At 63.0% G+C, this 22,398-nt stretch carries 21 protein-coding genes; 20 read left to right on the top strand and 1 reads right to left on the bottom strand.

The window, feature by feature from the left end; all coding sequences use genetic code 11:
- Positions 1-102 precede the first annotated feature (102 nt).
- The 13 genes from rpsD (at position 103) to nusB (ending at position 12,022) form a co-directional block, all read left to right on the top strand.
- On the top strand, positions 103-723 hold the full coding sequence (gene rpsD, locus AYX22_RS11995) for a 30S ribosomal protein S4 (protein ID WP_207593677.1): 621 nt from the start codon (positions 103-105) through the stop codon (positions 721-723).
- 157 nt (positions 724-880) lie between these two features.
- Positions 881-1,255: a DUF948 domain-containing protein gene (locus AYX22_RS11990; RefSeq protein WP_011774967.1), complete on the top strand. Its 375-nt coding sequence runs from the start codon at positions 881-883 to the stop codon at positions 1,253-1,255.
- A gap of 53 nt (positions 1,256-1,308) precedes the next feature.
- A complete protein-coding gene (locus tag AYX22_RS11985; RefSeq protein ID WP_207593676.1) occupies positions 1,309-1,539 on the top strand; it encodes a hypothetical protein in 231 nt (76 codons plus the stop codon).
- 114 nt (positions 1,540-1,653) lie between these two features.
- Positions 1,654-4,332, top strand: a complete 2,679-nt coding sequence (gene alaS / locus AYX22_RS11980) for an alanine--tRNA ligase (RefSeq protein ID WP_207593675.1) — start codon at positions 1,654-1,656, stop codon at positions 4,330-4,332.
- 2 nt (positions 4,333-4,334) lie between these two features.
- The gene (gene ruvX, locus AYX22_RS11975) at positions 4,335-4,925 is read left to right on the top strand and encodes a Holliday junction resolvase RuvX (RefSeq protein ID WP_207593674.1); all 591 of its coding nucleotides are present in this window, start codon (positions 4,335-4,337) and stop codon (positions 4,923-4,925) included.
- Positions 4,922-6,646: an endolytic transglycosylase MltG gene (gene mltG, locus AYX22_RS11970; RefSeq protein WP_207593673.1), complete on the top strand. Its 1,725-nt coding sequence runs from the start codon at positions 4,922-4,924 to the stop codon at positions 6,644-6,646. Before ruvX ends, mltG begins: the two co-directional genes overlap by 4 nt.
- Positions 6,643-7,497, top strand: a complete 855-nt coding sequence (locus AYX22_RS11965) for a shikimate dehydrogenase (protein ID WP_207593672.1) — start codon at positions 6,643-6,645, stop codon at positions 7,495-7,497. Before mltG ends, AYX22_RS11965 begins: the two co-directional genes overlap by 4 nt.
- 26 nt (positions 7,498-7,523) lie before the next feature.
- Positions 7,524-8,723: a chorismate synthase gene (gene aroC, locus AYX22_RS11960; RefSeq protein WP_207593671.1), complete on the top strand. Its 1,200-nt coding sequence runs from the start codon at positions 7,524-7,526 to the stop codon at positions 8,721-8,723.
- Positions 8,724-8,779: 56 nt separating this feature from the next.
- Positions 8,780-9,289 carry a shikimate kinase gene (locus AYX22_RS11955; protein ID WP_242703628.1) on the top strand — a complete coding sequence of 170 codons (510 nt, stop codon included), beginning with the start codon at positions 8,780-8,782 and terminating at the stop codon, positions 9,287-9,289.
- Positions 9,286-10,377: a 3-dehydroquinate synthase gene (gene aroB / locus AYX22_RS11950; RefSeq protein ID WP_207593669.1), complete on the top strand. Its 1,092-nt coding sequence runs from the start codon at positions 9,286-9,288 to the stop codon at positions 10,375-10,377. Before AYX22_RS11955 ends, aroB begins: the two co-directional genes overlap by 4 nt.
- Entirely contained in the window at positions 10,374-10,895 is a 522-nt protein-coding gene (locus AYX22_RS11945; protein ID WP_089595231.1) for a tetratricopeptide repeat protein, read from the top strand. Before aroB ends, AYX22_RS11945 begins: the two co-directional genes overlap by 4 nt.
- 153 nt (positions 10,896-11,048) lie before the next feature.
- On the top strand, positions 11,049-11,612 hold the full coding sequence (gene efp / locus AYX22_RS11940) for an elongation factor P (RefSeq protein ID WP_011774957.1): 564 nt from the start codon (positions 11,049-11,051) through the stop codon (positions 11,610-11,612).
- Positions 11,612-12,022 carry a transcription antitermination factor NusB gene (gene nusB / locus AYX22_RS11935; protein WP_207593668.1) on the top strand — a complete coding sequence of 137 codons (411 nt, stop codon included), beginning with the start codon at positions 11,612-11,614 and terminating at the stop codon, positions 12,020-12,022. Before efp ends, nusB begins: the two co-directional genes overlap by 1 nt.
- A gap of 67 nt (positions 12,023-12,089) precedes the next feature.
- Here the strand turns inward: nusB and AYX22_RS11930 are convergent, their stop codons facing one another.
- Positions 12,090-13,385 carry a PrsW family intramembrane metalloprotease gene (locus tag AYX22_RS11930; protein ID WP_207593667.1) on the bottom strand — a complete coding sequence of 432 codons (1,296 nt, stop codon included), beginning with the start codon at positions 13,383-13,385 and terminating at the stop codon, positions 12,090-12,092.
- Between the two features lie 110 nt (positions 13,386-13,495).
- Here AYX22_RS11930 and pyrR point away from each other — a divergent pair, with 110 nt between their 5' ends.
- The 7 genes from pyrR to pyrF are packed head-to-tail and all read left to right on the top strand — an operon-like array spanning position 13,496 to position 22,334.
- A complete protein-coding gene (gene pyrR / locus AYX22_RS11925; RefSeq protein WP_207593666.1) occupies positions 13,496-14,080 on the top strand; it encodes a bifunctional pyr operon transcriptional regulator/uracil phosphoribosyltransferase PyrR in 585 nt (194 codons plus the stop codon).
- Entirely contained in the window at positions 14,077-15,084 is a 1,008-nt protein-coding gene (locus AYX22_RS11920) for an aspartate carbamoyltransferase catalytic subunit (RefSeq protein WP_207593665.1), read from the top strand. Before pyrR ends, AYX22_RS11920 begins: the two co-directional genes overlap by 4 nt.
- Positions 15,084-16,409, top strand: coding sequence for a dihydroorotase (locus tag AYX22_RS11915; RefSeq protein ID WP_207597567.1), 1,326 nt, complete (start codon positions 15,084-15,086; stop codon positions 16,407-16,409). Before AYX22_RS11920 ends, AYX22_RS11915 begins: the two co-directional genes overlap by 1 nt.
- Positions 16,409-16,930 (top strand): hypothetical protein, encoded by a 522-nt coding sequence (locus tag AYX22_RS11910; RefSeq protein WP_207593664.1) that lies wholly within the window; start codon positions 16,409-16,411, stop codon positions 16,928-16,930. The genes AYX22_RS11915 and AYX22_RS11910 overlap by 1 nt, the downstream gene beginning before the upstream one ends.
- Positions 16,911-18,158 carry a glutamine-hydrolyzing carbamoyl-phosphate synthase small subunit gene (gene carA / locus AYX22_RS11905; RefSeq protein ID WP_207593663.1) on the top strand — a complete coding sequence of 416 codons (1,248 nt, stop codon included), beginning with the start codon at positions 16,911-16,913 and terminating at the stop codon, positions 18,156-18,158. The genes AYX22_RS11910 and carA overlap by 20 nt, the downstream gene beginning before the upstream one ends.
- Complete coding sequence (gene carB, locus AYX22_RS11900) at positions 18,158-21,466, top strand: carbamoyl-phosphate synthase large subunit (RefSeq protein ID WP_207593662.1); 3,309 nt, start codon at positions 18,158-18,160, stop codon at positions 21,464-21,466. Before carA ends, carB begins: the two co-directional genes overlap by 1 nt.
- Complete coding sequence (gene pyrF, locus AYX22_RS11895) at positions 21,459-22,334, top strand: orotidine-5'-phosphate decarboxylase (RefSeq protein WP_207593661.1); 876 nt, start codon at positions 21,459-21,461, stop codon at positions 22,332-22,334. Before carB ends, pyrF begins: the two co-directional genes overlap by 8 nt.
- Positions 22,335-22,398 lie beyond the last annotated feature (64 nt).

Below are 22,398 nucleotides of genomic sequence, written 5' to 3'. Positions count from 1 at the left end.
GTGCTGTGCGCCCGGGCTAGTAGCAAGAGGCAGCGGTTGGCCGATGCTCTCCCTGATGGAGGCCAGTAACACTGACACACCGCAGTAATTGGAAGGACACAAGTGGCTAACAACACTCGTGCTCGCCGTACCGCACGCCTTTCGCGTGCACTCGGCATCGCTCTGACCCCCAAGGCCGCCAAGTACATGGAGCGCCGCCCGTACGGCCCCGGTGAGCATGGCCGTGCCCGCAAGAAGCAGGACTCCGACTACGCCGTACGTCTGCGCGAAAAGCAGCGTCTGCGCGCCCAGTACGGCATCCGCGAAGCCCAGATGACCCGTGCCTTCGAAGAAGCACGCCGCACCAAGGGCCTGACCGGTGAAAACCTGGTTGAGCTGCTCGAAATGCGTCTGGACGCCCTTGTGCTCCGTGCAGGCTTCGCCCGCACCATCGCACAGGCCCGCCAGCTGGTTGTGCACCGCCACATCATGGTTGACGGCATCCGCGTGGACCGCCCGTCCTTCCGCGTTGGCGAAGGCCAGCTCATCCACGTTCACAGCCGCTCCGAGGTCATGCCCCCGTTCCAGGTGGCAGCTGCAGGCGCACATGTTCTGAACAACGTGCCGCCGTACCTGGACGTCAAGATCGAGGCCCTGCAGGCACGCCTGGTTCGTCGCCCCAAGCGCTCTGAGGTCCCCGTGATCTGCGAAGAGCAGCTCGTCGTCGAATTCTACGCTCGCTAAATTCAAGCAGCGTATACAAAGAAGCCCGTGGCACATGCCGCGGGCTTCTTTGTATGTAAGGTACCGGTCCAAAGTGGGTAAGGTACTTGGGAGGCCTTGTCCAAAGCCGTTCAGCGGCTGGTGCAGGGCAATGCAACAACCCTAGGAGAAGAGTTCTATGTCTGGTGGCGACATCGCCGGCCTCATCGCAGCAGGAGTCTTCGCGCTCCTTGTGTTGTTGTTGGCTGTGCCAATCTTGAAGCTGGGTGGCGTTTTTGACGAGGTCCGCACCTCCATCCGGTCCATCAGCGACGGTGCAACCCCCTTGATGGATGAAGTGACCGCTACGGTTACCACCACCAACCAGCAGCTGAAGAAGGTTGACGGGATCGCCTCGAACGTCTCCGATGCCTCGGCCAACATCTCCGCGTTGTCCTCTCTGGTGGCGGCCACGGTGGGTTCTCCCTTGATCAAGGTGGCTGCCTTCAGCTATGGCGTACGTTCCGCCTTCGCCGGCCGTCGTGCACCTTCCTCCGGCCGCCGCAGCCGCTGACCTGCGCAGCAGCTGCCCTATACAGTCGCTGAATAAGAGGGAGAAAGAAACCAATGAAAAGAATTGTGTGGATGGGCATCGGCGTCGCCATCGGCGTCATTGCCTTCCGGAAGATCACTGAAGCCCAGGCGAACATCGGTCCTGAGGGCTTGAACCGTGCCGTGGGCCGGATGGCTGATGGCTTGTTCGATTTCGCCGACGCGGTCCGGACGGGCATGCACCAGCGGGAAGAGGACCTTCGGGCGGCGTTGGGGATTGACGACGCCGGAGCAAGCCGACGCTAGCGGAGCGGTTCGCTCCCACGCCCGCAACAGGGCAGAATGGAAAACTGCGGAACGGCACCAGCCGGTACCGCGCACATGACGTGCAGTGAATTGAGAAGGGTAAGTAATCAGCTAATGAAGTCGCAGGAGATCACCAAACGCTGGGTGGACTTTTTTGTCAGCAAGGGCCACACCGCCGTTCCCTCCGCGTCGCTCGTTTCCAGCGACCCGTCCCTTCTCTTCACCGTCGCCGGAATGGTGCCGTTCATTCCGTACCTGACTGCGCGCGAAGAACCCCCGTACAGCCGTGCCACGAGCGTCCAGAAATGCATCCGCACCGGAGACATCGAGGAAGTGGGGAAAACGGCCCGCCACGGGACGTTCTTCCAGATGTGCGGCAACTTCTCCTTTGGCGACTACTTCAAGGAAGACGCCATCAAGTTCGCGTTCGAGCTGCTCACCACCAGCGTTGACGACGGCGGCTACGGACTTCCCGCCGAGCGCCTCTGGGTGACTGTCTACGAAGAAGACGACGAAGCCAAGGAACTCTGGCTCAAGAACACCGGCATCCCGGCCGAGCGCATCCAGCGAATGGGCAAAGCCGACAACTACTGGTCCACCGGCCAGCCGGGTCCTGCCGGTCCCTGCTCGGAGATCTACTACGATCGCGGCCCCGCCTACGGCATCGAAGGCGGCCCGTTGGCCGATGAGACCCGGTACATCGAGATCTGGAACCTCGTGTTCATGCAGTACCAGATCGAAAATGTCCGTTCCAAGGTGGACTTCGACATCGTGGGAGAGCTCCCGCAGAAGAACATTGACACCGGCCTGGGCATGGAACGTCTCGCGATGATCCTCCAGGGCGTCGAGAACATGTACGAAACCGACCAGGTCCGCCCGGTCATCGACAAGGCTGCAGAACTGTCCGGCCGGGAGTACACCTCGGCCGAGTCTCCGGAGGACCCGCACCACACGGACGACGTCCGTATGCGCGTCGTCGGAGACCACATTCGTTCTGCCCTGATGCTGATTGCTGATGGTGTTTCGCCGTCCAACGAAGGCCGTGGCTATGTGCTGCGCCGCCTCATTCGACGCGCAGTCCGCGCCATGCGGCTGCTCGGCGTCGAAAAGGCCTGCCTGCCGGACCTTCTTCCCGCCTCCCGTGACGCCATGAAGGGCGTCTACCCCGTGGTGGAGACGGATTTCGCCCGGATCAGCCGCATTGCCTACGCCGAAGAAAAGGCGTTCCTGCGCACCATTGCTTCGGGCACGGCCCGCCTCGAGGATGCCGTGGCGGAATCGAAGGCTGCCGGTGTTCCGCTCTCCGGCGCCGACGCCTTTGCCCTGCACGACACCTATGGGTTCCCGATCGACCTGACGCTGGAAATGGCGGAAGAGGCCGGCCTCAAGGTGGACGAAGCAGGATTCCGCTCGCTCATGCTCGAGCAGCGCCAGCGTGCACAGGCTGATGCCAAGGGTAAGAAGGGTGGCCACGCGGACCTCAGCGCCTACCAGGATCTCCTGGGCAAGGGCGAGACCGTCTTCACGGGCTATGACGAACTTGAGGGCGAATCCACGGTCCGCGGCATCGTCAGCGGTGGCCGTGCTGTAGGGCATGCCTCCACCGGCGACGAAATTGAGCTGGTCCTCAACGAAACCCCGTTCTATGCCGAAGCGGGCGGCCAGTCCGCTGACACCGGCCTCATCACCGGCGATGGCTTCGTGGTGGAGGTCCTGGACGTTCAGCGGCCCATCAAGGGCCTGAGCGTGCACAAGGCTATTGTCCGCGAAGGCGAGATTGCCTCAGATGCGTTGGTGCGCGCCGCCGTCGACCGTGAACGTCGCCACGCAGCCGAGCAGGCCCACACCGGCACGCACATTGTGCACGCCGCCCTGCATCAAATCCTGGGCCCTGAAGCTACCCAGCGTGGCTCCTACAACAAAGCCGGCTACCTGCGTTTCGACTTCGCCTGGGGCGAGGGTCTGAGCACAGCCACGCGGTCCGAGATCGAAGAAGTCTCCAACATCGCCATCCGGAACAATTACCGGGTAGACACCAAGGTGATGGGGCTCGCTGAAGCCAAGGCGCTGGGTGCCATGGCACTGTTCGGCGAAAACTATGGCAGCGAAGTGCGCGTCGTGGAGATCGACGGCGCCTGGTCCCGCGAGCTGTGTGGTGGAACGCACGTGTCCAACACCTCGCTCATCGGCAGCCTTTCGCTGCTGGGAGAGCAGTCCGTTGGCTCCGGAAACCGCCGTGTTGAAGCCTTCGTTGGCCTGGACGCATTCCGTCATCTGGCCGCCGAGCGGGCCTTGGTGACTGAGCTCACAGAACTCCTGAAGGTTCCCTCCGGGCAACTCGCCGACCGCATTTCCAGCACGCTGAGCAAGCTGAAGGCAACGGAGAAGGAACTCGACCGCCTTCGCAAGGAGCAGCTGGCCGCGGCTGCCGCAAACCTTGTGGGCACTGCAAAGGACGCTGCGGGTGTGCGCGTAGTAGCCCACGACGCCGGTCAGGTCGGCGGTGCCGACGATCTCCGGAATCTCGCCTTGGACCTCCGCAGCCGCCTCGGCTCGGAGGCTGCCACGGTGGCTGTGGCAGGCGTCAGCAATGACCGCCCGGTGATCCTCATCGCCACCAATGAGGCCGCCCGCGAAGCAGGCGTCAAGGCCGGCGCGCTGGTTCGCCTTGCTGCCGGCATCCTTGGCGGTGGCGGTGGCGGTAAAGACGACGTCGCCCAAGGCGGCGGCGCCGACGCTGGGAAGGTCCCTGAGGCCCTCACAGCGGTGGTGGATGCGATAGCCAAGCGCTGACGGTGGCTGCAAGTACTCACGGTGACGTCTACCCCCGGGGCATCAAGCTGGGGGTAGACGTCGGCACCGTCCGTGTAGGCGTCGCCATCTGCGATCCCGACGGAATCCTGGCCACACCCTTCAAGACTGTTTTACGCGACGCCAAGAAGAACTCCGACGTCCGCTTCGTGGTCAAGCACGCCGCTGAACTGCCTGCGGTGCAGATCTTTGTGGGCCTTCCCCGCACCATGAAGGGTGAGGAACGTGCCTCGGCAGACATGGCCACCGCGTACGCCGAACTCCTCGCCAACGAACTGATGCGGGTTGGTTTGGACATCCCCGTGAGCCTTGTGGACGAGCGGCTTTCGACCGTCACGGCACACCGCAACCTGCATCAAGCTGGCATGAGCAGCAGGAACCACCGTAAAGTGGTTGATCAGGTTGCCGCTGCTGGAATACTGCAGCACGCAATTGACATGCAAAAAGCCAGAGGAACGGACGTTGGCCGCCGAGTGCAGGCACCGGCGCAATCCGATAAGCCCAGCAGTGCCCCAACGCTGCGGGCTGCCTCCGGCCGTGAACCCGATTCTTCTACGAGGGGACTGCAACTGTGAGCCCGGTCAACAACGACCCCTCCAGCGGTACCGCCGGCGGCGGTATGCCGCTGACCCGCAAAGAGCTGCGGGCGCGGGAACGATTCCTCGCCACGCAGAACCATAACGTCGTACCCGTTCCCGAAGCGACCCCCGGGGAAGCCGCTGCGTCCGCAGACCGTGAGCCTGAACTGCCCAATCCTGTTCCCGCGGTGCCCCCGGCTCCGGTTGCGCCACCTGTGCCGGCTGTTCCACCCGTTCCCGTGTCAAAGCCTGCTGCTCCTCCCGTTCCCGCCGCGCAACCAGTGTCTACAGCGCCGAGTCCTGCCGACGAGCCCACCCCGGCGTCCACTGACGAATCGCCGTCCGTTGAGACTCCGGAGGAAGCGCACCCGGCTGAACCGGATCATGGCGGGAATCACCTGGAGGGCGCTGAAGCCCACGAGGTGGAAGGACATCACCACCCCGGGCATGAGGACTCTGACCCTACGCACGACGTCGCCGGGCATGGGCCGCACAGCGATTTTCATGATGAGCACCACGCGGATGGGGTTCACCACGATGAACACCACCCGGACGATCTTTACCACGATGAGCACCTCGTCGATGGTCTTCACCAGGATGAACACCACCACGACCTCATCGCCCCTGTCGAGCAGACGGCTTCCTCCAAGGCAGCGGTCAAGAAGGCCCGCCGCCGTCGTCGCGTCCTTGCCCTGCTGATCACGCTGGGTGTCTTCGTTGCCGCAATAGCCATCGGGGCCCAGTTCCTCAAGCCCTTGCTGGGCATGGACAAGGTCACCGACTATCCGGGCCCAGGTACGGGCTCGGTCAACATCACCGTGCCCGAAGGCTCCGGACCGAAGGCGGTGGCCGTAGCACTCGTCGAGAACAAAGTGGTGGCCGACGCCGATGCCTTCGTCAAGGAATTCCTTAACGACGGCGGCGAATTGTCCCCGGGCGAGTTCACCTTCCGTACCGAGATGAAGAATTCCGACGCAGTGGATGTCCTGGTCAACAAGGACGCATCCAAGGTGATGTACTTCGCCCTCAGTGCGGGCCTTCGCATTAATGAGTCGCTGGAAGCCATTTCCAAGGGCTCGGGTATCTCCATGCAGGAACTCAACGCGCTCAACCAGGCCCCGGCACAGTTCGGCATTCCGTCCAAGGCCAAGAACCTCGAAGGCTTCCTGGCCCCGGGGGAGTACCGCTTTCCGCTCGGCACGCCGGCCAAGGACATCATCCAAAAGTTGGCCACTACCACGCTGGATGAGCTCAAGTCCCAGGGAATCACGGAACCGGGCAAGCAGTACGACACCGTGACCATCGCCAGTATTGTGCAGGCAGAAGGCGGTCAAGCGGACTATGGAAACGTGGCCGGCGCCATCTACAACAGGCTCAAGCCAAACAATGTGGAAACCAGCGGCCTGATCCAGTCTGACGCCACGGTGACCTACGGACTCGGCAAGAAATCCTTCCATCTCACGGAGGAAGAAAAGGCTGATAAGTCCAATACGTACAACACGTACGCCAATGTTGGGTTGCCGGCTGGACCCATCGGCTCACCGGGCAAGACTGCCATTGATGCTGCGGCCAAACCCACCCAGAACGACTACATGTACTGGGTCACCATCAACCTGGACAGCAAAGAAACCAAGTTCTCCAAGACGCTGGCTGAGCACAACGTCTACGTTGAGCAGTACAACGCGTGGTGCCAGGCCAATCCGGGACGGTGTGTGTGAGTCGTCGTGCCGCAGTCCTGGGGCATCCGATCTCGCATTCGAAGTCACCGGCCCTGCATACTGCTGCCTACGCCAAACTGGGCGTTGACATTGAATACTCCGCAATCGATGTCACCGTGGACGGCCTTCCAGCGTTCATGGGCTCACTCTTCGGCGATGACTCCTGGTGCGGGCTCTCAGTGACCATGCCGTTGAAGTCGGCCATGGTCAAGGAGGTTGACGAGGTCCGCGGCGCGGGCGCCCAGTTGGGAGTCATCAACACCGTGGTCTTTGAACACGACGGCGGAGCGGTGCGACGCGTTGGATACAACACCGATGTCGCCGGGATCGTTGAGGCGGTCCGGTATGCCGGGGTTGCTTCCACGCCCCACGCGGCCATCCTGGGTGGCGGCGGTACCTCCGCTGCGGCCGTTGCGGCTGTCAAGGAACTTGGTGGCAGCCACGTGGATGTCTTCGTCCGTGATGCAGGGCGTGCCGGTGAGGCGGAAGCCGCTGCAGCCGCCGTCGGAATTTCCCTCCGTGTCAGACCGTTGACTGAAGCAGCCACCGCTGTGGCGGGCACCGACCTGGTGATCTCCACATTCCCGCCGCGTGCCGCCGATTCCTTGGCGGATGAGTTGGCGGCGTTGCCGGGAACAGGGGCCGGTGTGCTGCTGGACGTTGCCTACGATCCCTGGCCCAGCCGCCTTGCTGAGGTGTGGCATGGTCACGGAGGCGCCGTAGTCCCGGGCCTTGAGATGCTGATGTACCAAGCGGCCGAGCAGATCAGGCGCTTCAGCGGCTGTGACGTGGATGCCGCCGTCATAGATGTGATGTGCGACTCAGTCGGGCTTCCCCGGCGAGTGTTCTAGAAGCCTTACATGGCAGGATTGGTTATATGTTGCGTTGGTTGACTGCCGGTGAATCCCATGGTCCGGCCCTGATCGGAATTGTTGAAGGCGTGCCCGCCGGTGTTGAACTCACCAGCGCGCAGATCCGTGATGCCCTGGCGCGTCGCCGCCTGGGCTATGGACGTGGTGCCCGCATGAAGTTCGAGCAAGACGAGGTCACCATCATGGGTGGCGTTCGTCATGGCCTGACGCAGGGCGGCCCCGTAGCCATCCAAGTGGGCAACACCGAGTGGCCCAAGTGGGAGCAGATCATGTCTGCTGACCCCGTAGATCCCGGGATCCTTGCCGATCAAGCCCGCAACGCACCCCTGACGCGGCCGCGTCCAGGGCATGCAGATTTCACGGGCATGCAGAAATACGGCTTCGACGAAGCCCGTCCCGTGCTTGAACGCGCCAGCGCCAGGGAAACCGCCACCCGCGTGGCCCTTGGCACCGTTGCCGCACAGTTCCTTAAGCAGCTGGGCGTGGAATTGGTGAGCCACACTGTTTCCATCGCCAGCGTGACTGTTCCCGAGGGCCGCCCCTTGCCGCTGCCCCAGGATGTCCTGGCGCTCGACGCGGACCCCCTGCGCTGCTTTGACCGTCAGACCTCCGACGCCATGGTCGCTGAAGTGGACGCCGCCCATAAGGAAGGCGAAACCCTCGGCGGTGTCGTTGAGGTCCTGGCATACGGACTTCCGCCGGGACTGGGCAGCTACGTGCACTGGGACCGCCGCCTTGACTCCCGCCTGGCTGCTGCGCTGATGGGCATCCAGGCCATCAAGGGAGTGGAGGTCGGAGACGGCTTCCTTACTGCTGCGCGCCGTGGTTCCGCTGCCCACGATGAAATCGTGAAGGATGCTGACGGGAAAATTGTTCGGCAGACCAACCGCGCCGGCGGTATTGAGGGCGGCATGAGCATCGGCGAGGTTTTGCGCGTGCGTGCAGCCATGAAGCCGATTGCTACCGTTCCCCGTGCCCTGCGCACCATCGATGTCAGCACAGGTGAACCCGCCAAGGCCCATCACCAGCGTTCAGACGTCTGTGCAGTGCCCGCGGCCGGTGTAGTCGCCGAAGCAATGGTTGCACTGGTCCTGGCCGAGGCCGTCGCCGAGAAGTTCGGCGGCGACTCCGTAGCCGAAACCCGCCGCAACCTGCAAAGCTACCTCGGCAACATACCGGCCACCCTGGACTCGGTCGGCCGGTAGTGGTTCGCCCGATCCTGGACGGCTGCACCGGCCGTCCCGTTGTCCTGGTGGGCCCTATGGCTGTTGGTAAGTCGGCCATTGGCCAGCAGTTGGCCCAGCAGTTGGGGCTCCCGTTCGTGGATACCGACGCTGTGGTGGTCGCTGCCCACGGCAGTATCGCGGATATTTTCGCGGGGCGCGGAGAGCACGCCTTCCGTGAAATTGAAGCCCGGGCAGTCGCGAAGTCCATCGAGAATGCCAAGGTTCAGCCCGCCATTATTTCTCTGGGCGGGGGAGCGGTCCTGGACTCCGGAACCCAGCAACTGCTGGAAGAATGCACGGTGGTCTACCTCGAATGTGACGCGGAGACCGTTGCCGATCGCATCGCGCGCAACACTGGCAGGCCATTGCTGAAGGGTGATGCGATGACGCGGTGGGAAGCATTGTTCGCTACGAGGCGTCCTGTCTATGAGCGTCTCGCGGACATCGTCATGGACGTCCGTTCAGGATCCGTGGCGGAAATCGGCCTCCAGTTGGAGGAGCGGCTGCGCCAGTATGCAGCCTTGAAAGAGGAAGTTGAAAAGTGAGTAACGAAGCAACTGTCATCAAGGTGACTGGCCAGTCCGCCAATGAAAACTACGATGTCGTAGTGGGGCGCGGCCTTTTGGGGACCCTTCCTGAAAAGCTGGGGGAGCGTGTCCGGCGTGTCCTGGTCATTCATCCCCGGGCCCTCCGCCTGACGGGGGACACGGTTCGCGACGAGCTGGAAACAGCCGGCTTCACCGCGCTGACTGCCGAAATCCCTGATGCGGAAGAAGGCAAGCACATTCAGGTTGCTGCTTTCTGCTGGCAGGTGCTGGGCCAAAACGACTTCACCCGCTCTGACGCCATCGTGGCGGTCGGAGGTGGCGCCGTGACGGACCTGGCCGGTTTCGTGGCAGCCACATGGCTTCGTGGTGTCAAGGTCATCCACATGCCCACCAGTCTTCTGGGCATGGTGGATGCTTCAGTGGGCGGAAAGACCGGCATCAATACAGCCGAGGGCAAGAACCTCGTGGGATCGTTCCACCCGCCGGCTGCCGTCCTGGCAGACCTCGACACGCTTCAGACGCTGCCCAAGAACGAGCTCATCTCCGGCATGGCCGAGGTCATCAAGTGTGGGTTCATTGCTGATCCCGCCATCCTGGACCTGATTGAGAAGAACACCGACGCAGTGATGGACCCGTCCTCGGACGTTGTCCGGGAACTCATCGAGCGGGCCATTACGGTTAAGGCAGATGTCGTGTCACAGGACCTCAAGGAATCCGGCCTCCGCGAAATCCTGAACTATGGCCACACGCTGGGACACGCCATTGAACTCGTGGAGCGCTACTCCTGGCGCCACGGTGCTGCTGTCTCAGTGGGCATGATGTTCGCCGCCGAGTTGTCGCGCAGCGTGGGGCGGTTGTCGGATGCCGATGCAGATCGTCACCGCACCATCCTGGAAAGCCTGGGACTGCCCATCACTTACCGGCGTGACCGCTGGCAGGGTTTGCTGGATGGCATGCGCAGGGACAAGAAGTCGCGGGGCGACCTTCTGCGGTTCGTTGTCCTTGACGGCGTTGCCAAGCCTGGCATCCTGGACGTTCCCGATACCTCCCTCCTGTTTGCGGCCTACCAGGAAATCGCATCATGAGTGTCGCCGTGCGGGAAGGCGTCAGCGACTGGCCAACAGCCGGCTTCCCGGGCGTTCGTACCAATCCCGATACCCTCCTGCCCGTGATAGTCAACGAGGAAGTCATGGAGACGGCACTTGCCGCCTCTGATGATCCCGCTGACCGCATCATGGCATTGCTGTTGGAAAATCAGCCCAACGAGGCAGCCGAACTGTTGGCCGAAGCCCGCTACAAGGATCCCGAGTCGTTCCGACTGAGGATCTTCGAGGCGGAAGTCCACCGTGCCACCAACCGGCTGGACCGCGCCATACAGTTGTTCCGCCACCTCTTGCAGGACGTCCAGGGCAGCTCGAAGGAAGCGATCGTCCACCAGTACCTGGGGCGGGCATACTTCGTCAGCGGGAACGCCCTGGCTGCATCCGAGGAGTTCGCCAAAGCCTTGGACCTGCGCGTCGCCATGGCTGCTGATGCCGCGCTGATCTATTCCTCCGCCGTTGCCCTTCAAAGGGCCCGGAATGTGCTGGAACTGGCTTCCTGACGCACGCGGAAACACGCCCCGCAAGCCCCCGGCGTATTTGCCGGTAGAATGGTTCTTGGATTTTTGATAAATACGCGCTGGCGGGCCGATTGGTACGCCTGCTTGGCATAGATAGCTGGCAGCTAGAACCAGTGCGATAACCAGAGGATACGAGTGGCAACCACAAACGACATCAAGAACGGGACCGTACTGAAGCTCGAGGGCCAGCTCTGGAACATTATCGAGTTCCAGCACGTCAAGCCTGGCAAGGGTGGCGCCTTTGTCCGCACCAAGATGCGCAACGTCATGTCCGGCAAGGTGGTCGACAAGACCTTCAACGCCGGTCTGAAGATCGAAACCGCCACGGTTGACCGCCGTGATTACCAGTACCTGTACCAGGATGGCGAAGACTTCGTTTTCATGGATACCCAGGACTACGACCAGATCACCGTCTCCGGTGCAACGGTTGGCGACGCCACCAACTTCATGCTTGAAAACCAGATGGTCAACATTGCCATCCATGAGGGCACCCCGCTGTACATTGAACTGCCCCCGAGCGTTGTCCTCGAAATCACCTACACGGAGCCGGGCCTCCAGGGTGACCGCTCTTCGGCAGGCACCAAGCCGGCCACCGTTGAAACCGGCTACGAGATCCAGGTTCCGCTGTTCGTCGAGCAGGGCACCAAAGTCAAGGTCGACACCCGCGATGGCAGCTACTTGGGCCGGGTCAACGACTAGTGAGCGCACGCGGTAAAGCCCGTAGCAGGGCTCTTGAAGTACTTTTCGAGGCGGAGCAGCGCTCCGTCCCGGCATTCGACGCCATGACGGCGCGCCGGGAGAAGACTGACCTGGTCATCAACCCTTACACGGTGGAAATCGTCGAGGGTGTTGTCTCCATGCAGGCAACCATCGATGAGTTCCTGGAGACGTATGCCCAGGGCTGGACGCTGGAACGGATGCCGTCCGTGGACCGGATCATTCTGCGGATCGGCGCGTGGGAACTTCTCTACAATGACGAGGTTCCGGATGGTGTAGCTGTCAGCGAAGCCGTGGCCCTTGCCAAGACGATGTCCACGGACGAGTCCCCGGCGTTCATCAATGGACTCCTCGGCCGGCTCCAGAAGCTGAAGCCATCACTTCTCGCTTAAGTACACGCCTGGCCTGAATTCAAAGGACCCGCTTCACAGGAAACTGTGGGAGCGGGTCCTTTTCCCGTTATTGGAGAACTGCTGCCCGCAGGCCGGGGATGTTGCGCAGATGCTCCAACTCGTCTTGCTGGTGAACGTGGACGTCCCGCCCGCTGAGTATCCGCTGCCTGGTGAACGCCAAAGCAGTGGCTCCCTTGATGAAGGCCTTCATCTGGTTTCCACGGCCGCGCGTGGATGCCCAGCGCACCGCCTGGCGCCTGCCGCGCGAGGTGGCAAGCATCTCCACCTCGGCCGGAGTGAACCAACCGGCCCGGGCATACTCCAGGAGGCGTTGGCGCGTGAGTTTTCCTTCAGCGACCCGAAGCAGGATGATGCCCACTGCTGCCACCAGGAAGATGGGGACCTGGACCACGAAGTACTCCGCCAGGAAGTTCTGACCCATGCTGTTCCAACGGTTGTGGAGGAACATCGCGGGCAGTAACCCAATGAAGAATCCCAGTACGGCATAGCCGCTGTGCCACCTCCGCGCAGCAAAGCCCATGATCAGGCCGGTGGTGCCGGTGAACAGAGCGTGGGCGAAGGGTGACATGACGCCGCGGAGGATGAAGATACGGACCAAGTCCGTCCCGGGATCGGTGGAGGAGGCAATTTCGCGTCCAAAGTAGAGGATGTTCTCAGTGAAGGCGAAGCCGGCGGCAATGGTGAAGGCGAACACCACCCCATCCACGGGTCCGTCAAAGTACTTCCGGGCGGCCAGGATCAAGACCAGCAATCCGAGCGACTTGGTGAATTCCTCGACGATGGGTGCTTGGACCGTTGCCATGAAGTAGGTGAAAGCTTCTTCGCTGCTGGTGGGTGCGGCCAGGGCAAAGAGGGGCTGGATGAGCAGCGTCCCGGCGATGGACACTGCGGCACCCCAGGTGAAGGCGAACCACAGCAGCCTTTTTGGTTCCGGCTCCCAGCGATCGATGAGTCGTACCGTCAGCAGCACCACGGACAACGGAATCAACGAAGCAATAAAGCCGATCACGAAGCCTGTCACCCCGGTGTTGCCCAGCAGGAACGGCAGCACCAGCATCAGGCTGGCAAGGGCAAGGACCCCACCAACAATGACCAAGGGGAGTGTGCCCAGCGATCGGCGGGTGCGCGGAGCCTGTGGTGTGGCCCAGGTTTGCCGGGGGAGTGAGGCTGGATTCCCTGGAGCCGGTTGATAGTTTCCCGGCTGTACCCGTCCGATCCACGTGGGGTTGGCGCCAGGTTCCAGATAGGGTCGCGGATAGGGTTGTCCGCCGGGTTGGCCGTGGTGGTTCATGGTCATGGGCAAGAGCCTATTCCACGGCACGCAGTGTGAGCTTAAACTCACGCTTGGGTTGGTCGGGCGGTGCGGTGGCGAAGGGCCCCTGTGGTAGTTTTGAAAAGCAAATATTCCTTTTTTAATTCCGTCCCGTGAGGCGGGGAAAGGGGAGACGAGCGATGACTGAAGTCACTTCAGCGCACGTGCCGTCGCGGGTTGTTCTTAACCAGGCGGACATTGACCGTGCGCTCACTCGTATCGCCCATGAGATCCTCGAAGCCAATAAAGGCTCCCAGGACCTGGTCCTGCTGGGCATTCCCAGCCGCGGCTATCCGTTGGCCGTACGGCTCGCCCAAAAGATCGCAGCTGCGGACCCCTCGGTCAACGCTGAAACGATTGTCGGCCAATTGGATGTCACCATGTTCCGTGACGATCTCTCCCATCAGCCCACCCGGCCCCCGCGCCACACACGCCTGCCGTTGTCAGGGATCGACAACAAAGTGGTTGTCCTGATCGACGACGTCCTGTACTCGGGCCGTACCATCCGTGCTGCACTGGACGCGCTGGTGGACCTTGGCCGCCCCCGGATTGTCCGCTTGGCCGTTCTGGTGGACCGGGGCCACCGGGAACTGCCCATCCGCGCGGACCACGTGGGCAAGAACCTGCCTACTTCCTCTTCTGAAAAGGTCCGTGTCCACCTCGAGGAAATCGACTCCGTGGACGGTGTGCCCGTCAACGAGGTAGTTATCGAGGCCGGCAAGTGAAGCACCTCCTTTCCACCGAGAACCTGAGTGCTTTCGACGCCATCCGAATCCTTGACACGGCAGAAGAGATGTCCGCCGTTGGTGAGCGTGAAGTGAAAAAGCTGCCCGCGTTGCGCGGCCGGACAGTGGTGAACCTCTTCTTCGAAGACTCAACCCGCACCCGCATCTCCTTCGAGGCTGCCGCAAAGCGACTCTCTGCCGACGTCATCAACTTCGCCGCCAAGGGATCCTCGGTGTCCAAGGGGGAGTCCCTCAAGGACACGGCACAGACCCTGGCCGCCATGGGCGCAGACGCCGTGGTCATCCGTCACTGGGCATCCGGGGCCCCGCACCGGCTTGCCGCGACAGACTGGATTGACGCCGCCGTTATCAATGCCGGCGACGGCACCCACGAGCATCCGACGCAGGCGCTCCTGGATGCGTTCACCATGCGCCGGCACTGGTCCAAGGTCAACGGCAGCGAATCCACCGGTGCTGACCTTAAGGGCATGCGGGTAGCGATCGCCGGCGATGTCCTGCACTCCCGCGTTGCCCGGTCCAACGTCTGGTTGTTGAAGACCCTCGGCGCTGAAGTCACCTTGGTGGCGCCACCGACCCTGCTGCCCATCGGCGTGGAGCACTGGCCTTGCAAAGTCAGTTACAACCTGGACGAGACGCTCGAAGCCGGCATTGACGCCATGATGATGCTGCGCGTCCAGGGTGAGCGTATGAACGCGTCGTTCTTCCCCTCAACCCGGGAGTACTCGCGTCGCTGGGGTTTCGACGACGCCAGGCTCCGTGCTCTGGATGACCTCGGCATGAAAGACACCATCATCATGCACCCCGGTCCCATGAACCGGGGCTTGGAAATATCCTCCGCCGCCGCGGATTCGCCGCGCTCCACCGTGCTTGCCCAGGTGCGCAACGGTGTTTCGGTCCGCATGGCCGCCCTCTACCTGCTGCTCTCCGGAGACTCCCGCGAAGCCGCCCACACCTTAAGCCAGTCCAGCAAGGAGACCAAATGATGGCCGAGAATACCTACCTGCTTCGTGGGGCCGCCATCCTCGGTGGCGAAGCTGAAGACCTGCTGATCCGCAATGGCGTCATCGAAGCGCGCGGCCAGGGCCTCGCCGCTGACGGCGCTACGGTGATTGACGCCGCAGGCCTCATCGCCCTGCCCGGCATGGTTGACGTGCACACCCACTTGCGCGAACCCGGCCGCGAAGACGCCGAAACGGTCGAAACCGGTACCCGTGCCGCTGCCTTGGGCGGTTTCACGGCCGTCCACGCGATGGCCAACAGCAACCCGGTGGCTGACACTGCGGGCGTGGTGGAGCAGGTTCACAGCCTGGGCCGCGCGTCGGGTTGGGTGGACGTGCGTCCCGTAGGAGCAGTCACTGTGGGTCTGGCCGGCGAACAGCTCGCCGAGCTGGGGGCCATGGCCGATTCCCGTGCCCAGGTGCGCATGTTCTCCGACGACGGTATCTGCGTCCATGATCCCGTCCTGATGCGTCGCGCCCTGGAGTACGTGAAAGCGTTCGACGGCGTGGTGGCCCAGCACGCGCAGGAACCGCGCCTTACCGCCGGGGCACAAATGAACGAAGGCACTGTCTCAGCGGTCCTCGGACTGACCGGGTGGCCGGCTGTTGCCGAAGAAAGCATCATCGCCCGGGATGTCCTGCTGGCCCAGCATGTTGGGTCCCGCCTCCACGTCTGCCACGTCTCCACCGCTGGATCCGTGGAAATCGTGCGCTGGGCCAAGGCCCGGGGGATCAACGTCACGGCCGAGGTCACGCCGCACCACCTGCTCCTCACTGATGAACTGGTCCGCAGCTATGACCCCGTCTACAAAGTCAATCCGCCGTTGCGTACCGATGCTGACGTGCAAGCTTTGCGTGAAGGCCTGGCAGACGGCACCATCGACGTCGTGGGCACCGACCACGCACCGCACCCCAGCGAACATAAGGAATGTGAGTGGGCCCAGGCCGCAATGGGCATGACCGGACTGGAGACAGCTCTGTCGGTGGTCCAGGAGACCATGATCGAGACTGGCCTGATGTCCTGGGCCGACTTCGCCAGGGTGACGTCCTTCACTCCGGCGGTCATCGGCCGTGTCGCTGACCAGGGCCGTCCGCTGGAGGTTGGCGAACCGGCCAACGTCATCCTGGTGGACCCGGCTGCGCGATGGACCGTTGACCCCCATAAAATGGCAACCATGGGCCGCAATTCACCGTTCAAGGGCAAGGAGCTGCCCGGATCCGTTGTGGCAACCTTCTTCAAAGGCCATCCCACGGTCCTCGACGGCCGGCTCAACACGCCGTACCGGTACCCGGAAGTCAGCAGCAATTAATGGATAACCAGACACTGACCGTGCTCATCACGGTGCCGTTGATCGTCGTCGTCCTGGCGATGATCTGGCTGGGGTGGCGTAACAGGCTGCGGCGACAAGCCGACGTCGAACGCCTACCAGCGGTGCCGGAGCAGCTGACGCCGGCCACCGTCGTCGCAGATGGCCAGTACGTTGCCACCACCACGGCGGGCGACTGGCTGGACCGGATCGCGGTTCAGGGCCTGGGTATCCGGACCAACGCGGAACTGAGCATCCACGCCGAAGGCGTGCTGTTCGACCGCTCCGGTGCCGCCCCGGTCTTCATCCCCCGCTCCGCACTGGCCGACAGCCGTGAGTCCAGCGGCATGGCAGGGAAGTTCGTCGAAAAAGACGGGCTCCTGGTCATCAGCTGGAAACTCGGTGGCCGGGAACTGGATACCGGATTCCGGTCCAGGCACGCAGCCGACAAGCAGCTCCTCCTCGAAGCCCTCCAGGAATTGATCTCCGCAGCCCCTCAGGCAGATGCCGATAGTGGAAAGTAATAAAGTGACGGATAGTAAAGCAGCCACCACACCCGCCCCCTCAGCAGCAGTGCTGGTGCTCGAAGACGGCCGCATCTTCCGCGGCCGCAGCTACGGCGCGCAGGGAACTGCGCTCGGTGAAGCGGTGTTCGCCACCGGCATGACCGGTTACCAGGAGACCATCACGGATCCCTCCTACGCGCGCCAGCTGGTAGTCCAGACTGCGCCGCACATCGGTAACACCGGCGTCAACAGCGAAGACGCTGAGTCCCGCCGGATCTGGGTGGCAGGCTACGTCGTACGCGACGCCGCACGCCGTCCCTCCAACTGGCGTTCGGAACGAAGCCTCGATGACGAACTGGTGGAACAGGGCATCGTTGGCATCCAGGGCGTAGACACCCGTGCCATCACCCGCCACCTCCGCGAGCACAAAACCATGCGCGCAGGCATCTTCTCCGGCGAGGCTGCCCAGGCCACCGACAAGGAACTGTTGGACGCCGTGCTTGCCAGCGCTCCCATGGAAGGCGCAGCCCTGGCGGAGGAAGTCTCCATCGATGAGGCCTATGTCGTTGAGCCCAAGGACCACGGTTGGGAAGGCGAACCGCGGTTCTCCATCGCCGCCGTCGACCTCGGCATCAAGGCCATGACGCCCGTGCGTTTCGCAGAGCGCGGTGTCCGCGTCCACGTGCTGCCGGCCACCTCCACGCTGGAGGACGTCAACGCAGTCAACCCTGACGGCTTCTTTATGTCCAACGGTCCCGGCGACCCCGCCACGGCGGACCACCAGGTCTCCCTGCTGCGTTCAGTCCTGGACGAGAAGCTGCCGTACTTCGGCATCTGCTTCGGCAACCAGATCCTGGGCCGTGCCCTTGGGTTTGGCACGTACAAGCTCCGCTACGGCCACCGCGGCATCAACCAGCCCGTCATGGACCGCCGCACCGGCAAGGTGGAAATCACCTCGCAGAACCACGGCTTTGCCGTTGACGCCCCGCTGAACGGTTCCACCGTGGCGCCTGAAGAGCGTTACGGACGGGTTGAAGTCAGCCACGTTTCGTTGAACGACGACGTCGTTGAAGGACTCGCCTGCCTCGACATCCCCGCCTTCTCGGTTCAGTACCACCCCGAAGCTGCCGCTGGTCCGCATGATGCCGCCTACCTCTTCGACCGCTTCATCGACCTCATGGCCGGCACCAAGTCCAAGGCCACAGACGAAAACTCCACCGAATCCAAGACTGAGGACAAGAAGTAATGCCCAAACGTACAGATCTCAAGAGCGTCCTTGTCATTGGTTCGGGCCCGATCGTCATCGGCCAGGCAGCCGAGTTCGACTACTCAGGCACCCAGGCACTGCGCGTCCTCAAGGAGGAGGGCCTGCGGGTCATCCTCGTGAACTCCAACCCGGCCACCATCATGACGGACCCCGAGTTCGCCGATGCCACCTATGTTGAGCCCATCACCCCGGAGGTGGTGGAGAAGATCATCGCCAAGGAGCGCCCGGACGCCATCCTGCCCACCCTGGGTGGCCAGACGGCTTTGAATACGGCCATCGCCCTGGACAAGAACGGTGTACTGGAGAAGTACAACGTGGAACTCATTGGCGCGAACATTGCCGCCATCGAGCTTGGCGAAGACCGCGAGAAGTTCAAGGGCGTCGTGGAGCGCTGCGGTGCAGAATCCGCACGCAGCCACATTATCCACACCATGGAAGAGGCCTTCGCCGCTGCCGAGGACCTCGGCTACCCGATGGTGGTCCGTCCGTCCTTCACCATGGGTGGACTGGGATCGGGCCTGGCGTACAACGAGGACGACCTTCGCCGGATCGTGGGCCAGGGCCTTCAGTACAGCCCCACCACCGAGGTCCTGCTTGAAGAGAGCATCCTCGGCTGGAAGGAATACGAGCTCGAGATGATGCGCGACAAGAACGACAACGTCGTTGTTGTGTGCTCCATCGAGAACTTCGATCCCGTAGGCGTCCATACTGGTGACTCCATCACTGTTGCGCCGGCGCTGACCCTGACGGACCGCGAGTACCAGAAGCTGCGCGACGTCTCCATTGCCGTCATCCGCGAGGTTGGCGTGGACACCGGTGGCTGCAACATCCAGTTCGCCATCGACCCCGCCACTGGCCGCGTCGTGGTCATCGAAATGAACCCCCGCGTTTCGCGTTCCTCAGCACTGGCGTCCAAGGCAACCGGCTTCGCCATTGCCAAGATCGCCACCAAGCTCTCCCTGGGTTACACCCTGGACGAAATCCCGAACGACATCACGCAGAAGACCCCGGCTTCCTTCGAGCCGACCCTGGACTACGTTGTGGTCAAGGTCCCGCGTTTCGCGTTCGAGAAGTTCCCGGCAGCAGACAACACGCTGACCACCACCATGAAGTCCGTTGGCGAAGCCATGGCCATGGGCCGTAACTTCACCGAAGCCCTGCAAAAGGCCCTCCGCTCGCTTGAGCAGAAGGGTTCCCAGCTGGACTTCAGCTCCGTGCCGGAATACGAAGTCGCAGAGCTCATCGAGAAGGCCAAGCGACCCACGACGGACCGCCTGCACCAGGTGCAGCGCGCCATGCTCGGCGGCGCCACCGTGGAAGAACTATTCGAGGCCACCAAGATCGACCCTTGGTTCCTGGACCAGTTGCAGCTGCTCAACGAGACAGCCCAGGAGATCCGCAAGGCCGGTGTGCTCACGGAGGAAATGCTGCGCAACGCCAAGCGCCACGGTTTCTCCGACGAGCAGATCGGTGCCCTGACGCACAACAACGAGGCCGTGGTCCGCGGAGTCCGTCAGGCTTTGGGTATCCGTCCGGTCTACAAGACGGTGGACACCTGTGCCGCGGAGTTCGCCGCTTACACCCCCTACCACTACTCTTCCTACGACGAAGAGGACGAGGTAGGCCTGCACGCCAAGCCGTCAGTGATCATCCTCGGCTCCGGCCCCAACCGCATCGGCCAGGGCATTGAGTTCGACTACTCCTGCGTCCACGCCTCCATGGCGCTGCGCAAGGCCGGCTACGAGACCGTCATGGTCAACTGCAACCCTGAAACTGTCTCCACGGACTATGACGTCTCCACGCGTCTCTACTTCGAGCCGCTGACCCTTGAGGACGTCCTTGAGGTCATCGCAGCCGAGGAACGCACAGGCGGCGTGATGGGCGTCTTCGTGCAGCTCGGTGGGCAGACTCCGCTGAAGCTGGCACAGCAGCTCGCCGACGCCGGCGTGCCCATCCTGGGTACCTCGCCGGAAGCGATCGACCTCGCCGAACACCGTGGTGCTTTCGCCCGCGTGCTGGACGAAGCCGGACTGACCTCCCCGAAGAACGGCACCGCGGTGTCCTTCGAGGACGCCAAGAAGATTGCCGACGAAATCGGCTATCCGGTGCTGGTTCGGCCGTCCTACGTCCTGGGCGGCCGTGGCATGGAGATCGTCTATGACGAAGCGAACCTCTCCCGCTACATCGCCAACGCCACGGAAATTACGCCGGACCACCCGGTACTGATCGACCGCTTCCTCGAGGACGCCGTGGAGATCGACGTCGACGCACTCTTCGACGGCACCGACATGTACCTCGGCGGCATCATGGAACACATCGAAGAAGCCGGTATCCACTCCGGTGACTCCGCCTGCGTGCTTCCTCCGATCACCCTGGGCAATAACGTGATCGAGCGCGTGCGCACGGCAACCCGTGCCATCGCTGAAGGTGTGGGCGTCCGCGGCCTCATCAACATCCAGTTCGCGCTGGCCTCAGACGTCCTGTACGTTCTTGAAGCCAACCCACGCGCCTCGCGCACGGTTCCGTTTGTCTCCAAGGCAACGGGCGTGCAGATGGCCAAAGCAGCAGCCCTCATCGGTACCGGGGTCACCATCAACCAGCTCCGCGGCGCCTACAAGATGCTGCCGGAAACCGGTGATGGTTCCACGCTGCCCCTGGACGCGCCGGTTGCCGTCAAGGAAGCCGTGCTTCCGTTCAGCCGCTTCCGCACTCCCGAAGGCAAGGTTGTTGACTCCCTGCTCGGCCCGGAGATGCGCTCCACAGGTGAAGTCATGGGCATCGATAAGCACTTCGACACCGCTTTCGCCAAGAGCCAGGCCGCTGCCAACAACGCACTGCCCACCGAGGGTAAGATCTTCGTTTCCGTGGCCAACCGCGATAAGCGCTCGGTCATCATGGGTGTCAAGCGCCTCTCGGACCTCGGCTTCGAGATCGTCTCCACCGGTGGCACGGCGGACGTCCTGCGCCGTAACGGCATCCAGGCGACTCCGGTCCGCAAGGTGGCCGAGGGCAGCAGCGCTGAAGGTGAAGGAACCATTGCTGACCTCGTCATCGCTGGCGAGATCGATATGGTCTTCAACACCCCGTCCGGCGGCGAAGCCCGCAGCGACGGCTACGAACTCCGCGCCGCAGCAACGTCCATCGGGATTCCCTGCATCACCACCGTCGCCGAATTCAACGCGGCTGTGCAGGCCATCGAGGCGCTGCGTACCTACGAGTGGTCCGTGACCAGCTTGCAGGAGCACGCGGCCAACCTGGCAGCAGCAGTGGAAGCAGCCAATGCCTGAGTCTGCCCAATTGCAGCAGGCGCAGCCGCCGGTCCGGGAGTCTTTTGGCTCCCGGCTGGCGGCCGCCATGGCCTCCCGCGGTCCGCTGTGCGTCGGAATCGATCCCCACCCGCAGCTTTTGGTTGACTGGGGATTGAACGACGACGCCGCCGGCCTGGAACGCTTCTCGCTGACAGTGGTGGAGGCGGTCGCTTCCCTCGCTGCCGCGGTCAAGCCGCAGGTGGCACTCTACGAGCGTCACGGCTCCGCCGGCATGGCCGTCCTGGAGCGCACGCTTGCCGCTTCCTCGGAAGCAGGCGTGCTCAGCATCGCCGATGCCAAGCGTGGCGACATCGGCTCAACCATGGCGGCGTACGCGGACGCCTGGTTGCGTGACGGTTCGTCCTTGGCCGCAGACTCCGTGACCCTCAGCCCCTACCTGGGCTTTGAGTCGCTGCGTCCGGCGCTGGACCTCGCTGCGCAATATGGCAGGGGAGTGTTTGTCCTGGCCCTGACGTCCAACCCGGAAGGGAAGTCGGTCCAGCACGTTGGTGGCGATGATTCGGTGGCACGCAGGATCGTGGCCGCTGCTGCAGCGGAGAACCAGCGGTACGAGGGGACCCTTGGTTCCGTTGGTTTGGTTGTGGGCGCCACCATTGGGTCGGCGCTTGAGGACCTGGACATCGATCTGGGCCAGGTCCGCGGCGCGATCCTCGCACCGGGGCTCGGCGCCCAGGGTGCAACCCCTGCTGACCTTCGTGCGACGTTCGGTGCTGCCTATCCTTCGGTCCTGGCTACCTCCAGCCGGGGCATCCTGGCCGCAGGTCCCTCCGTGGTGGGCCTTCGTGCCGCAACCGAAGAGACGTTGGGCGGGCTTCGGTCGGAGTAAGTTGCCTGGCCGCATTGCGCAACAGCGCCCCTGCCGGTAGGTTCAGGATCAGTCCGCGTGATCT

Source organism: Arthrobacter sp. D5-1 (assembly GCF_017357425.1).
Classification (GTDB): domain Bacteria; phylum Actinomycetota; class Actinomycetes; order Actinomycetales; family Micrococcaceae; genus Arthrobacter.
The sequence above is the reverse complement of the archived record's forward strand: the minus strand, read 5'-3'. Positions and strand labels throughout refer to the sequence as shown.